This window comes from Vibrio sp. 1727, from assembly GCF_033344415.1.
In the GTDB taxonomy this organism is placed as follows: domain Bacteria; phylum Pseudomonadota; class Gammaproteobacteria; order Enterobacterales; family Vibrionaceae; genus Vibrio; species Vibrio alginolyticus.
In genome coordinates, this window is sequence record NZ_JAWPOT010000008.1 from 82,949 (window position 1) to 96,760 (window position 13,812).

The 13,812-nt window shown below is 43.0% G+C and carries 12 protein-coding genes; 4 read left to right on the forward strand and 8 right to left on the reverse strand.

Features of this window, described 5'->3' with window-relative positions; genetic code table 11:
- Positions 1 to 209 precede the first annotated feature (209 nt).
- The 4 genes from R8O10_RS09885 to R8O10_RS09900 are packed head-to-tail and all read right to left on the reverse strand — an operon-like array spanning position 210 to position 2,967.
- Positions 210 to 620 carry a prepilin-type N-terminal cleavage/methylation domain-containing protein gene (locus R8O10_RS09885; RefSeq protein ID WP_005381606.1) on the reverse strand — a complete coding sequence of 137 codons (411 nt, stop codon included), beginning with the start codon at positions 618 to 620 and terminating at the stop codon, positions 210 to 212.
- Positions 610 to 1,863, reverse strand: a complete 1,254-nt coding sequence (locus tag R8O10_RS09890; protein ID WP_005381607.1) for a hypothetical protein — start codon at positions 1,861 to 1,863, stop codon at positions 610 to 612. Before R8O10_RS09890 ends, R8O10_RS09885 begins: the two co-directional genes overlap by 11 nt.
- Positions 1,860 to 2,477: a PilW family protein gene (locus tag R8O10_RS09895; protein WP_005381615.1), complete on the reverse strand. Its 618-nt coding sequence runs from the start codon at positions 2,475 to 2,477 to the stop codon at positions 1,860 to 1,862. Before R8O10_RS09895 ends, R8O10_RS09890 begins: the two co-directional genes overlap by 4 nt.
- Positions 2,458 to 2,967: a GspH/FimT family pseudopilin gene (locus R8O10_RS09900; protein ID WP_005381616.1), complete on the reverse strand. Its 510-nt coding sequence runs from the start codon at positions 2,965 to 2,967 to the stop codon at positions 2,458 to 2,460. Before R8O10_RS09900 ends, R8O10_RS09895 begins: the two co-directional genes overlap by 20 nt.
- Before the next feature lie 103 nt (positions 2,968 to 3,070).
- Between R8O10_RS09900 and R8O10_RS09905 the strand changes: the two genes are divergently transcribed.
- Positions 3,071 to 3,502, forward strand: a complete 432-nt coding sequence (locus R8O10_RS09905; RefSeq protein ID WP_017820588.1) for a type IV pilin protein — start codon at positions 3,071 to 3,073, stop codon at positions 3,500 to 3,502.
- Positions 3,503 to 3,571: 69 nt separating this feature from the next.
- On the opposite strand, the gene dnaJ is transcribed toward R8O10_RS09905, so the two are convergent.
- The 4 genes from dnaJ to grpE form a co-directional block, all read right to left on the reverse strand.
- Positions 3,572 to 4,720 (reverse strand): molecular chaperone DnaJ, encoded by a 1,149-nt coding sequence (gene dnaJ, locus R8O10_RS09910; RefSeq protein ID WP_005381620.1) that lies wholly within the window; start codon positions 4,718 to 4,720, stop codon positions 3,572 to 3,574.
- 204 nt (positions 4,721 to 4,924) lie between these two features.
- Positions 4,925 to 6,838, reverse strand: a complete 1,914-nt coding sequence (dnaK, locus tag R8O10_RS09915; protein WP_005381623.1) for a molecular chaperone DnaK — start codon at positions 6,836 to 6,838, stop codon at positions 4,925 to 4,927.
- Between the two features lie 347 nt (positions 6,839 to 7,185).
- Positions 7,186 to 8,460: a dicarboxylate/amino acid:cation symporter gene (locus tag R8O10_RS09920; protein WP_005381625.1), complete on the reverse strand. Its 1,275-nt coding sequence runs from the start codon at positions 8,458 to 8,460 to the stop codon at positions 7,186 to 7,188.
- A 417-nt stretch (positions 8,461 to 8,877) separates the two neighbouring features.
- Entirely contained in the window at positions 8,878 to 9,474 is a 597-nt protein-coding gene (grpE, locus tag R8O10_RS09925) for a nucleotide exchange factor GrpE (protein WP_021034134.1), read from the reverse strand.
- A gap of 146 nt (positions 9,475 to 9,620) precedes the next feature.
- On the opposite strand from grpE, the gene nadK reads away from it, so the two are divergent.
- The 3 genes from nadK (at position 9,621) to recN (ending at position 13,792) form a co-directional block, all read left to right on the forward strand.
- Complete coding sequence (gene nadK, locus R8O10_RS09930) at positions 9,621 to 10,505, forward strand: NAD(+) kinase (protein WP_005381631.1); 885 nt, start codon at positions 9,621 to 9,623, stop codon at positions 10,503 to 10,505.
- A gap of 265 nt (positions 10,506 to 10,770) precedes the next feature.
- Positions 10,771 to 11,961: a DUF3103 domain-containing protein gene (locus tag R8O10_RS09935; protein WP_080960088.1), complete on the forward strand. Its 1,191-nt coding sequence runs from the start codon at positions 10,771 to 10,773 to the stop codon at positions 11,959 to 11,961.
- A gap of 166 nt (positions 11,962 to 12,127) precedes the next feature.
- The gene (recN, locus tag R8O10_RS09940; protein WP_047102122.1) at positions 12,128 to 13,792 is read left to right on the forward strand and encodes a DNA repair protein RecN; all 1,665 of its coding nucleotides are present in this window, start codon (positions 12,128 to 12,130) and stop codon (positions 13,790 to 13,792) included.
- Positions 13,793 to 13,812: the final 20 nt, after the last annotated feature.

Here is a 13,812-nt window from a genome sequence, read left to right on the forward strand (position 1 = left end):
GTAAACACTAATGGAGAAAGCACAAGGTTCTAGATTTTTTTTCATAATTGGAGACATATTTTGCAAAAACACCACTTCAATTAAACATAATAAAAACAGTAGAACATCAACTCAATTAACAGTTCAAAAACCATTTATTAACCGTGACAAATCCGGTATCAAACAGGAGTTACATCCGCATTTGTCTCAGCCCATGTATGCAATTGAACTTAGTTTTCGAATTCACTGTATTGTGAGATCATCGTTTTAAGCTGAACTGATCGCGTCTCGCCGATTCTATCCTTCCAGCTAGAGGTAATGGTGATAGTTTTCAGTGTTCCTGAAACCGTGGCAGCTGGAACTTCCCACTCGACGACATAAGATCCAGTAACAGAAGAGCCTGTTGCAATAGAAGCAAAATTTGCAGGTGTGATGGTAGACATCGCCGCAGAAGCACCACGCGTCCGGAACCATTCGAGCTGGTTTTCTGCTAGACGAAGTGCTTCAATACTTTTTATGGCATATTCGGATTCGCGTTCTAGATATACGTTTAGCTTCGTTAAACCTAGAGCCCCAACACCGATAAGTAGAAAAGAAATTAGAACTTCAAGAAGGTTAAAACCTTTTTGTTTAGAGATCATTCCAGGAGCCTTTTTTCCATCTAGGAATTGCATGCGCATTCCTTGAATTGTCTATCACATCTTTATTGTATCTAAAGTCCAAAGAATCGAAGAAAACCGCTGCCTGATCTTCACTATCAAAATATTGACCACCAGATACCGTAAAAGAACCATGCTGATAATAAGAAGCTATTGTCCTGTATGAGTCTTCTACAACACTTGGCACATGATTTAGGTGAGCATTGGCTTCGAACCCAACCCAATCCGCTGTTGTCGGGGTATAATCATGATTGAAATGAAACAAGACCCCTTTAAACTTATTTGATGTAGCGCCGGAGCTCGGTGGTCCCATCACGGAGAAAAGACCATCATGAATGAGCACTGTTACGCCATTGGTCGATGATGTAGCATTCACTAAATCATTGTATTCCGATTGCTTGATTTCACAGCTCCCTTCCACCCATAAATGATGCTTCCCTGACTGAATTTCTGCTGTTAAAGCAGCACCACAATTAGGTATACCATCAGCCACTGAGCCCGTCATAACATGAAATACACCATTATCTCGGACATCGTTATGCTCTTCAGCCTTTACTCCAAAGAAGGATTCAAATGGCTTTAAATCTGTATCTTGAGTAAAATCATCACCAGCACCAACCCCGCCAACACTAGATGAGAGATGACGGTTTGCCGTCGTGTTTGCACAATCTTTATTTGTAGGGTTGTTAAAATCGGCATAGGGAGACTCTCCATGAATTACGCCTTTATTATCAACTGAAGAGGAGTAAAAGCGCTTTTTATACCTTAACGCAATACACTCCCATCCATCGCTGCTCAATTCCCCTGGGTCTGGAGTAGAGAACGTTGCACTAGAATGAAAATAAATGTCGGCACTAGACTGCATTGCACCATAACTCAAGTTACCTCCCAAAATAATCTCCTTACTAATGCTTGTAAATCCAACATTAGAAGTAACCAAATACCCATTGGAAGTACTCGTAAAATTCGGAATCGTCCAAAGCCCTGAGCCACAATCTGTTATTACGGCAGGTACAATATTATTAACTCTAAATTGCGCCCATGCACATTCAACACCTCCTTCCGCTAACCAATGTGCTTGTCGAGATTTTATTTCGTTTTGCGCAACTTTTATTTGAAAAAATACACCTTTGGATGATGCTAATGATGCAATTAAAGCAAGTAATAAAAGTATAGAAGTCACAAGCAAAGTGGTATAACCGGAATAGCTATATTTAGATGTCATTGCCAATTCCTTTGTTTGATAGAAAACTCCGCAACTTCACTAAAGACTCCATCAATCGTTTTCAAACCTAACTTAACGCTCGTGACCGAACTTACATTTCCTCCATTAGTCACTGTTTCTGAACTAACGGTGAATTGGGTAACTTGGAAAATATCATCATCAAATAGAGAACGACAAAAATCTATACCATCAAAAGATAATATTTGTGTTTGAGACACAACGCCTTTTTCACATATAAAAAACCGAGTATCTCTCTTCTCATACTTAATATTTCGATAGTCTTCATTGGCAGCTGAGTCCTCTTTAAAATACACAAGCCCTACAGAAGAGGCGCCGCTCAGCATTATGGTTCCTGTAGCTCCGGATAATTTGAGTGAACTACCGTTCCCACCATCATAACCTGCCCTTTGAATATCTTCTTTCATAACAGATAAAGTGATATTCAGACCTTGCAATAAATTTAGCTCTAAGCTTTTTTCCTTTGCTGTTTTTTGTAAACTCAAGAATATAGAGCCCACTACACTAAGGACAATTAATCCAATTAAAGAACTAATCATCAATTCGATTAAAGAGCTACCTATTTGATAACGTTTGTTAGCACTGACGGTAATCATATAACTTAGCTCCAGAGTTACTACAAATTTTAATCCTTCCGGGAGGGTTGGAGAGCTTTGCTTGTAGTTTTATGTTTTGAGCATTGGTTGGGAAAAACTCTATATTTCCTCCTTGGGGTCGTCCACGGACCTCGTCGAAGCTTATTTTTTGATTATCGTAGCTGTGCTTCAAAGATAATTCAGAGTAGGCGGAGCCGGAAAGGCTTAAAATTACGCCCCCAGAGCCGCTAGACGAGTTAGTTAACTGTAGAGACCATGCACCTTGACTGACAACGACGTTTTTAGCCATAGAGAAATGTATATATAACTTTTGATTTCTCATTACCGCCTCGGACTTACTTTGGCTTAGAAAGCCAGCTAATTCAGTTGCTAATCGCTGCATTTGCACAGTTTGTGAAACACGGCTAAAGCTTGGAGCTGCAAACGCCAATATAATACTCAGTACAGCAACAGTAATAAGAAGCTCCAACAACGTAAACCCGCGAGGCATTTCCCAAATTCCTATGTAAACGGCAAAAGGGCCGTAATTCATCTTGCACAGATGCTATCACCTGCCAAAAATAGGCGGAAAAGTGAAAAGGAAACTACTCGTGATGATTCGAATTTCTCGTTGTAACGGCTACAAAAAAGGATTGAGAGGGATGACATTGATCGAATTACTGGTAGCTGTAGTGATTGTCGGGATCATTGCTGCAGTCGCATACCCCTCTTACACTAATCATGTAATCAAGTCTCATAGGACGGTTGCCTTGAGCGATCTTAGTCGAATTCAGCTAGAGCTAGAGACATCTTATGATGGTGGGTACGACTGGAGTCATATTCTCTCTGGAGGCACATGCACTCTATGTGACTCAGACACAAATAGATTTTCTTTCGATATTGCGAGCTCTGCAAGTACGGCCTATACCATTACAGCAACAGCAAAATCGGCTCTGGGACAAGACGACGACGAGTGCTTGACTGGTTCTAAAACGATTACTTTAACGTCAACAAATGTCGAAGAACCAAGTGATTGCTGGAATTAGGAAGAACACCGAGATGCAAAAAGGCCTGCATTTTAGCAGGCCTTTGTATTTGTGCTTTTCACCAACGTCTTAGCTGGTTAAATCATCAAAGAACTTTTTCACACCGTTGAAAAAGCCTTCTGATTTAGGCTTGTGCTTTGTCGCCGCTTCACCACCACAAGACTCTTCAAACTCTTTGAGCAGTTCTTTTTGGCGTGAGCTTAGGTTTACTGGTGTTTCAACAACCAACTTAACAATAAGATCACCAACACCGCCACCGCGAACGCCTTTCACACCTTTACCACGCATACGGAACATACGACCTGTTTGCGTTTCTGAAGGCACTTTTAGGCTTACGCGACCATCTAGGGTTGGTACTTCAACTTCACCACCTAGAGCTGCCATCGCAAAGCTTACTGGCACTTCACAGTATAGGTTGTTGCCATCACGCTCGAAGATATGGTGCTCTTTCACGTGCACTTGTACATACAAGTCACCCGCTGGTGCTCCCATTTCTCCCGCTTCACCTTCGCCAGATAGACGAATACGGTCGCCAGTATCAACACCTGCTGGGATCTTAACGTTAAGTGTTTTTGTTTTCTGCTTACGACCTTGACCATGACACTCATTACAAGGGTCTTTAATGATTTTACCTTTGCCGTGACAGGTAGGACAGGTTTGTTGCACTGCGAAGAAGCCCTGGCGCATCTGTACTTGACCATGACCATGACAGGTACCACATGTTTCAGCAGATGAACCTTTCTTCGCGCCACTACCATCACAGGTATCACAGTGTACTAGTGTCGGTACTTCGATCTCTTTCGTTACACCACGAACCGCTTCTTCTAGCGTCAATTCCATGTTGTAACGTAGGTCAGCACCTCGCTGGGCACGGTGGCCACCACCGCCACGACGACCACCACCAAAGATGTCACCGAATACATCGCCAAAGATGTCGCCGAAATCAGCACCGCCGCCGCCAAAGCCGCCGCCACCGAAACCACCGCCGCCTTGTTCAAAAGCTGCATGACCGTATTGGTCGTACGCCGCTTTCTTTTGAGGGTCGGTCAGAACTTCGTACGCTTCTTTTACTTCTTTAAACTTGTCCGCCGCAGAATCATCACCCTGGTTTCGGTCTGGGTGGAATTTCATCGCTAGACGCTTATACGCCTTTTTGATATCGCGCTCTGAGGCATCACGGCTTACGCCTAATACTTCGTAAAAATCACGTTTTGACATGTTCTTCGTCACCAGTTAATTACTACAAACGGCATCGATTCACCGCTTGGTGTTTGTATCGTTCTAGGTAAGTGCACTTGTCTGCAACATACTTAACTAGAAAGACAGCGTTTACAAACAGACGGGCGTAAGAGTTGCCCCAAACGCCCGCACACGAAGTCTTATCGACCCCAGATGGCTATGCAGCCATCTGGTTAAGAAATATTATTTCTTGTCGTCTTTAACTTCTTCGAACTCAGCATCTACAACGTCGTCTTCTTTAGACTGTGCACCTGCGTCAGCACCTTGTGCTTGCTGCGCTTGAGCTTGTTGTTGAGCGATTTCCATCAGCTTTTGAGAAGCAGTCATTAGTGCTTGAACTTTAGCATCGATAGCTTCTTTGTCTTCGCCTTTACGTGCTGTTTCTAGCTCAGAAATTGCTGCTTCAATCTTCTCTTTCTCTTCTGCAGGTAGCGCTTCACCAGCTTCTTCTACTTGCTTACGAGTACCGTGAATCATTTGGTCAGCTTGGTTACGTGCAGTTGCTAGCTCTTCGAACTTCTTGTCCGCTTCTTTGTTAGCTTCTGCTTCTTGAACCATTTTCTCGATGTCTTCATCGCTTAGACCGCCAGAAGCTTGGATAGTGATCTTCTGCTCTTTACCAGTCTGCTTGTCTTTCGCAGATACGTGTAGGATACCGTCCGCATCAAGGTCAAACGTAACCTCGATTTGTGGCATACCACGTGGTGCAGGCTGGATGCCTTCTAGGTTAAATTGGCCTAGAGACTTGTTGTACATCGCTTGCTTACGCTCACCTTGTAGAACGTGGATAGTTACCGCGCTCTGGTTGTCTTCCGCTGTAGAGAAAACTTGGTTCGCTTTAGTTGGGATAGTTGTGTTCTTCTCAACTAACTTAGTCATCACGCCACCCATTGTCTCGATACCTAGAGACAGTGGAGTTACGTCTAGTAGTAGTACGTCTTTAACGTCACCAGCAAGTACACCACCTTGAACTGCAGCACCCATTGCTACTGCTTCGTCAGGGTTTACGTCACGGCGCGCTTCTTTACCAAAGAACTCAGCAACTTTCGCTTGAACCATTGGCATACGAGTCTGACCACCAACTAGGATTACGTCAGTGATGTCGTTTACTGATAGGTCAGCGTCAGCTAGAGCTACTTTTAATGGTTCAAGAGAGCGTTGTACTAGGTCTTCAACTAGAGATTCTAGTTTTGCACGAGTCACTTTAATGTTCATGTGCTTAGGACCAGTTGCATCTGCAGTAACGTAAGGTAGGTTTACGTCTGTTTGAGAAGTAGAAGAAAGCTCGATTTTCGCTTTCTCTGCTGCTTCTTTAACACGCTGCATTGCTAGTGGGTCGTTTTTAAGGTTGATGCCTTGCTCTTTGTTGAACTCATCAACCAAGTAGTTGATTAGACGGTTATCAAAGTCTTCACCACCTAGGTGAGTATCACCGTTAGTTGCTAGAACTTCGAATGTTTTCTCGCCTTCAACTTCATCGATTTCGATGATTGAAATATCGAATGTACCACCACCAAGGTCGTATACCGCGATAGTGCGATCGCCGCCTTTCTTATCAAGACCGTAAGCTAGCGCAGCTGCTGTTGGTTCGTTGATGATACGTTTAACTTCTAGACCTGCGATACGGCCAGCATCTTTTGTCGCTTGACGCTGAGCATCGTTAAAGTAAGCAGGTACTGTGATAACTGCGCCAGTTACTTCCTCACCAAGGAAGTCTTCAGCAGTTTTCTTCATTTTCTTAAGAACTTCAGCAGAAACCTGAGGAGCTGCCATTTTTTGGCCTTTCGCTTCTACCCAAGCATCACCGTTGTCAGCCTTAACGATTTTGTAAGGCATGATTTCGATGTCACGCTGAACTTCTTCGTCTTCAAAACGACGACCGATTAGACGCTTAATTGCAAATAGCGTGTTTTCTGGGTTAGTTACTGCTTGACGTTTCGCTGGTTGACCTACTAGCGTCTCACCGTCAGTGTAAGCAATAACCGATGCAGTAGTACGTTCGCCCTCTGCGTTTTCAATTACACGTGGTTTGTCGCCGTCTAATACAGCAACACATGAGTTAGTAGTACCTAAGTCAATACCAATGATTTTACCCATCTAGCTATCTCCGAATAAATTCTATTTTCGTTTGGTTATAACCCCAATGTGGGGGGAGGAGAATCGGGTTTCAACCCTTGCTCACAAACAAAAATAATCAATGTTTGCTTCTCTATGCCACATAGATAAGGGCGGCAAAATGCTTTTCAAGGGCAGAATTAAAAAAAAGCGTCTTTTTTCGAAATTTATGTGTTTCTTTCTGATTAGTTGGGAACTCGTCACACTGCTGTAGCGCAACAAAACGTCATTTCCCAGATAAATTTATTTATGCCCGACTCTTCCTAAATAAAAAACGAGCTCATAAGAGCTCGCTTCAATATTAGGGTTAAAATAAATTATTCAAGGTATTAGGCGTTCGCTTGAGCAGGCTCAGCATCAACACCTTCTTCTTTACCTATCTCACCTTCTGTTTTTGCAACAATGGTGTTCACTGCCGTGTCGCCGACAACGTTAGATGATGTACAGAACATATCATTAATACGGTCGACCGCTGCAATGATTGCCAAACCTTCAGGTGGTAAGCCTAACTGGTGAAGCAAAACACCTACCATTACCACGCCGCCCCCAGGAACGCCGCCAGCACCAATAGATAACAGAAGAATAGTTAAGCCAAGTGTGAAGATGTCTGCGGTGTTAATTGGCTGGCCAAAAGCGTTCGCAACAAACATCGTTGCTAGAGCAATATAGATAGACACACCAGACATATTCATCGTTGCGCCCAGTGGTACACCGAAGCCAGCAACCGATTTAGAGACCTGAAGCTTTTCTGTCAGTGTGCGCATCGTTACCGGGATAGTCGCGTTTGAGCTTGCGGTAGATAGAGAGAAAAGAATCTGCTCACGAGTTGCACGTAGGAAAGTCTTTGGAGAAGTTCCTGTCGCAATACTCACTGCCATTGGGTAGAAGAAGAAGATCCAGAACACCAACATCGCAACCACCAAAGCCACGTAACCGGCAACGGACATTAATGTATTGGCGTTTAGCGTTGCACCTAGTTGAATCATTAGTGCGAACACACCATATGGTGCAAGACTCATCACTAATCCAACCAATTTCATCATGATTTCATTTGCCATTTTGAATGTGCGAATAGCTGGGCCACCACGAGAATCCAAAGCTTGAATTGCAAGCCCCGTCAAAATTGCCATAAAGATGATTTGCAGCATGTCGCCGCTAGCAAACGCTTGTACAGGATTGCTAGGAACAATGTTAACAACTAAAGAGAAAATGTCCGGCGTCTCTGTCGTTGTCAGCTGTACAGCCTCAGATACCGTTCCTGCTAGATTAGCGCCCGCTCCTGGCTGGAAGATCAAGCCGACAGTCAAAGCCGCCGTAATCGCAATGATGGTGTTAAGAATGTAAAGGGTAAAAGTTTTTCCACCAAGACGACCAAATGCACTGATATCTTTCAAGTCAACAATGCCGCATACGATTGAAACGTAAACTAAAGGAACAACAAGCAATTTGATCAGTGAGACGAACATGCCGCCAACACCTTCTGCTGCTCCAAGTAGGTATGTATCAAAAATCGCAATACCGCTAAATAAGTACTGAATTGCTGTCCCCAGCACAAGGCCGGCAAACAAGCCTATAAAAATCTTACTAGAAAGCGATTTATCCATTATAAATCTCCGATATGTTGTGTTTACTATTTACATTTTTGTAGTTATATATGCTTACTTTTAAAGTATTAGTCGCAAATCATACACACCGAAGTTACAAAATAAAGTGATAATTTACATTTTTGTTAACGAAATTGTTTTAGAAAAAATGACTATATTTACATTCCTATGCAGAACAAACATTCACACAGCGAATGATTACAATCACTTATAGCCCTTTCCGTTAATAAACACGCAGCGAGATGAGAGAAAATCTCCTATAGGAAAATAATTAACCAATAGGAAAAAATATGAAGGGGATCAAATTTTCATTTATCGATATACAACGAAGTTCGATGCAGTCATTTATGTTTAAAACAAAAAAGCGCCCATCAAAAATGATGGGCACTTTTATATTTAAAAAACAGGGAGTTAAAGTTACTTAGCAACCATTACCATTGCCGGACGAATCACACGACCGTTTAGTTCGTAACCTTTTTGCATAACAAACATAACAGTGTTTGATTCATGATCAGGGCTCTCCTGAATCGACATCGCTTGATGGAACTCTGGATTGAATGCTTCACCTTCAGGGTTGATTGCTTTCAAGCCAAATTTCGCGACAACGTCTACAAACGTTTTATGTGTTAGTTCAACGCCTTCTAGGAACGGCTTCACAGTTTCATTCTCTGTATCTGCCGCTTGAATTGCACGCTCTAGGTTATCAATAACAGGAAGCAGCTCTTCTGCAAACTTGTTCAACGCAAACTTACGTGCTTTATCGATCTCTTGCTCAGTGCGACGACGCATGTTTTCTACTTCAGCTTTAGAACGCAACACCGCATCTTGTTGCTCTTTTACTTTTGCCTCGCTAGACAATAGTGCCGCTTCTAGTTGAGCAATCTTAGCGTCTGTCTCATCACCAAGCTCTTCAAGCTCAGCTTCAACTTCTTGTGCTTCAGCTTCTACTTTTTCAGCCTCTTCGATGATTTGATCAAGCTCTTCTTCTGTAACTTTGTTTTCTTCGTTGCTCATGATATCTCCAGAATTCAACATAATGCCCTTAAAGCCATGCGCGTTTTTGCGGGCTTTAACCACATAAAAATTCGCATATTTAGGTGACTTGCCATTATTATGGGGATGAAGATTCCTGATTCAAGCCTCTTTAATGCGGAAATGCTATGAAAAATCCATGTAACGTGATCGCGATTATCGGAAAACCAAGAGATCAACAAGCAATTCAAACTCATAAAGAGTTGTACCAATGGTTGACCTCTGAGGGCTATAAAGTATTCATTGACGATCGCCTTGCCGCAATACTGGATGATATCCCACAGAGTCAGTTTGCTAGCTTAGTTGAACTAGGAAAAAATGCCGATCTAGCCATTGTGGTTGGTGGCGATGGCAACATGCTAGGTGCAGCAAGAATTTTATCCCGATTTGATGTACCAGTTATAGGCGTGAACCGCGGAAATTTGGGCTTCTTAACTGACTTGAACCCAGACGACTTCCAAGCGTCTCTGCAAGCGGTACTCGACGGTGAGTACATTGAAGAGGAGCGTTTTCTTTTAGAGGCGGAAGTACACCGCCACGGACAAATAAAGAGCCATAACGCTGCGCTAAACGAAGCCGTACTTCACCCAGGGCAAATTGCTCATATGATTGAATTTGAAGTGTATATTGATGAAAGCTTCGCCTTCTCTTTACGGGCCGACGGTTTGATTGTCTCCACTCCGACTGGCTCGACGGCATATTCACTTTCTGGCGGCGGCCCAATTCTTTCTCCTAGCTTGAATGCCATTTCACTCGTGCCAATGTTCCCTCATACATTGTCGAGTCGACCTTTGGTGGTTGATGGAAAACGTCGAATTAAATTGGTGGTATCACCAGAAAACCGTGGAACACAAGAAGTTAGCTGTGATGGACAAGTCTCACTTCCAGTTACCCCTGGCGACGAAATTCACATCTATCAAAGTCCAAATGTACTAAAGCTCATCCATCCAAAAGACTACAGCTACTATCACGTCTTACGGAATAAGCTTGGCTGGTCTAGTAAATTGTTCTAACACTTGTTACTCAGGGCAATAACTTCAATAAAAAAGCCAGCAGCTTAATTGCTACTGGCTTTTGGCTTTCTTAGACAAGAAATAGACACAAAGTAGTGAGGCGACACGATATTTGTCATCATTAAAGAGAAGCTTATAAATTTTGATCCTGTGGGCAAACTTTACACAAAAGATAGAAAAGCAAATTCAATGATCTATGTCCGGTGATATTCTCACCATGAATAGAGTATTAACTCTATTTCATACAATCAATAAAGGACATATTATGAAGAAAACCATCATTCTGTCTGTTCTCAGTACATTAGCACTTATTGGCTGCCAATCAGAGGAAACGCAAGTCAACAGTGTGTCCAATGCAAAAGCGGAAGATATCACTAAGACGAAACGGGCCCTAGCTCAACAATTGAGTGAGAATTATGCTGCCATTGAACCCATGCTGAGAAGAGATATTACTCCGCAACAGACTAACGTGTCTGTATCAGCATTTGTTAAGCAAAACCCTAACTCAGAGTTCAGCCGCCAGCTTGTACAAGCTGACACTCAAATTCGTAGCTGGAAAGGTATTTCTGAATACTCTGATCAGTTGTTAGAAGTTCGCTTGGCAAATGAAGCCATGATAACAGCATGGCAAAGTGGCGAGGTCGAGCCATTATTTGCATTTGAACCAAGTGGTGATGATGAGAATTGGCAATACATCGAAGCATTTGATGTGTATGGCAACATCCATCAACTCGATGTTTACCAGCTCCCTGAGGTACCTGTACTTGTCGTTGATAACAATAGCTCTGCAGAGCTAAAAGCAGGCTTGCAAGCTATGCAAGCTGAGATGAAAAAACTCGGTCAACCAGCTTTAGTTCAACCATATATTGCTGATGAACAACGCCAAAATACACCGCTATTGTCAAGTAGCGCAGTGGGCGAAGCGGCTCCAATTCAAACCACGCAGTTGAAAAAGATCCGTCTAGCCGATGACAAAGAACCTTGGATCTCTGGCAAGGCAGAAATCTACGCTATCGTAACGGGCGTCAATCCAAGTCGTGATGAACCTACTCTCGATTTGGTGGAGCTTCCATACTTAGACTACGATAACCAAGATTACTATCCAAATCAGATCATTATTCACTGGTCTCGTTACCGCTGGGGTGCGGCAGACATTGTGCTCATGGAGCAAGATGACGGCACAGACTATAAACAATTGGCAAAACTCCTTGTTCAAGTTGCCGAAGAAGTATTGAAAGCGATTCCAGATCCAGAAGTTCAGGCTTACGCGATTATTCCGCAAATCACGAACAAGATCATCGACACTATCCCTGATGGTGTACTCACGAATGATGATGACTTCGTCGACGTTTACTACACTCTAATGCAAGACACTTTATACGTGGATCACCCAGGTGCAGGTGTGAATGCAGTCGTCACACTAGAACCACTAACGATTAACCCAACTCGTCCGTAACCTGTTCAACTTTAATGAGTCGTTGTAATCACATCGGCTCATTTTTCCCACTTCATCACAAAAAAACAGCCTACAAAGAAAATTTTCCTTACCCGACTTTACTGTATAAAGAAACAGTATATACTGTTCTCTTATACAGTATTGTTCAGTTATACAGGTAAATAAAATGCTGGCTCATCTAAGTGTTAATAATTTTGCGATTGTTAAGTCTTTACAACTCGAGCTTTCTAAGGGCATGACCACCATTACAGGTGAAACAGGCGCGGGTAAATCCATTGCTATTGATGCTTTAGGGCTCTGCTTAGGCGGACGAGCCGATGCCGGCATGGTGCGACAAGGTGAAGAGAAAACCGAAGTTAGCGCCGCTTTTTTATTGGACAACAACTTACATGCAACACGTTGGTTAGAAGATAACGATCTGCTAGATGGCAGTGAGTGTATTTTGCGTCGTATTATCACAAAAGAAGGCCGCTCAAGAGCCTTCATTAATGGCAGCCCTGTTCCACTATCACAGCTCAAATCTCTAGGGCAGCTACTTATCAATATCCATGGGCAGCACGCTCATCATCAATTGATGAGAAGTGAGCACCAAATGGCCATGCTCGACCAATATGCTGGGCATTTAAACCTACTAAAAAGCACACGAAGTGCTTACCAGCATTGGCGTCAGGCGGATAATAACCTCAAGCAGCTAAAAGAAAATAGCCAGCAAAACCAGGCGCAAAAACAGTTGCTTGAATACCAAATCAAAGAACTGAATGAGTTATCGCTAGGTGAAGAAGAATTTGCAGAGCTCGAGCAAGAGCACAAACGACTATCCAACAGTGGTGAACTCGCCACTACCTGTCAGCAAGCCATCGAACTTATTTACGAAGGTGAAGAAGTCAATGCGCTTGGTATTTTGCAATCGGCCAATCACTCCCTAATTCAATTAGCCGAATTAGATGAAAAGCTATCTGAGCTACCTAACATGCTGTCAGAAGCAATGATTCAACTTGAAGAAACGAAGAATGAATTACGCAGCTACTTAGATGGCATCGATGTTGATCCAGCTCGTATGGCTTATGTAGAAGAACGTTTTTCTAAAGTGATGTCTGTAGCTCGTAAACACCACGTAATGCCAGAAGAACTCTACCAGCATCATCAAGATCTTCTGGCCCAAGTAGAAGCGTTAGATTGCTCCGATGAACGTTTAGATGAACTTGCTCAAGAAGTAGAACACAAGTACCAAAGCTTTCTAACACAAGCAGAAAAACTGCACAAATCACGCAGCCGTTACGCAAAAGAACTGAACAAACTGATCACACAAAGCATGCACGAATTGAGCATGGAGAAAGCAGTATTCAGTATCGAAGTTAGCAATGACAACACGCACCCATCGCCGCTTGGCATGGACAGCGTGTGCTTCTTAGTATCGACCAACCCGGGACAACCATTGCAACCTATAGCAAAAGTTGCGTCAGGCGGTGAGCTATCACGTATCTCTCTAGCTATCCAAGTGATCACCGCTCAGAAAGTAGATACACCAAGTTTAATCTTCGATGAAGTGGACGTAGGTATTAGTGGCCCAACAGCTGCCGTAGTGGGCAAAATGCTACGCAAGCTTGGCGAATCTACTCAAGTATTGTGTGTCACTCACCTCCCTCAAGTTGCCGGATGCGGCCATCAACAAATGTTTGTTGCTAAGCAAACCAAAGCAGGCCAAACCGAAACCCAAATGCACGCATTAGATGAACAACAACGTGTGGCAGAATTAGCTCGCTTACTTGGTGGTAGTCAAATAACCGACTCAACGTTGGCAAACGCAAAAGAACTGCTTATCGCCGCTTAATAAATCGACAAGGGATGAGA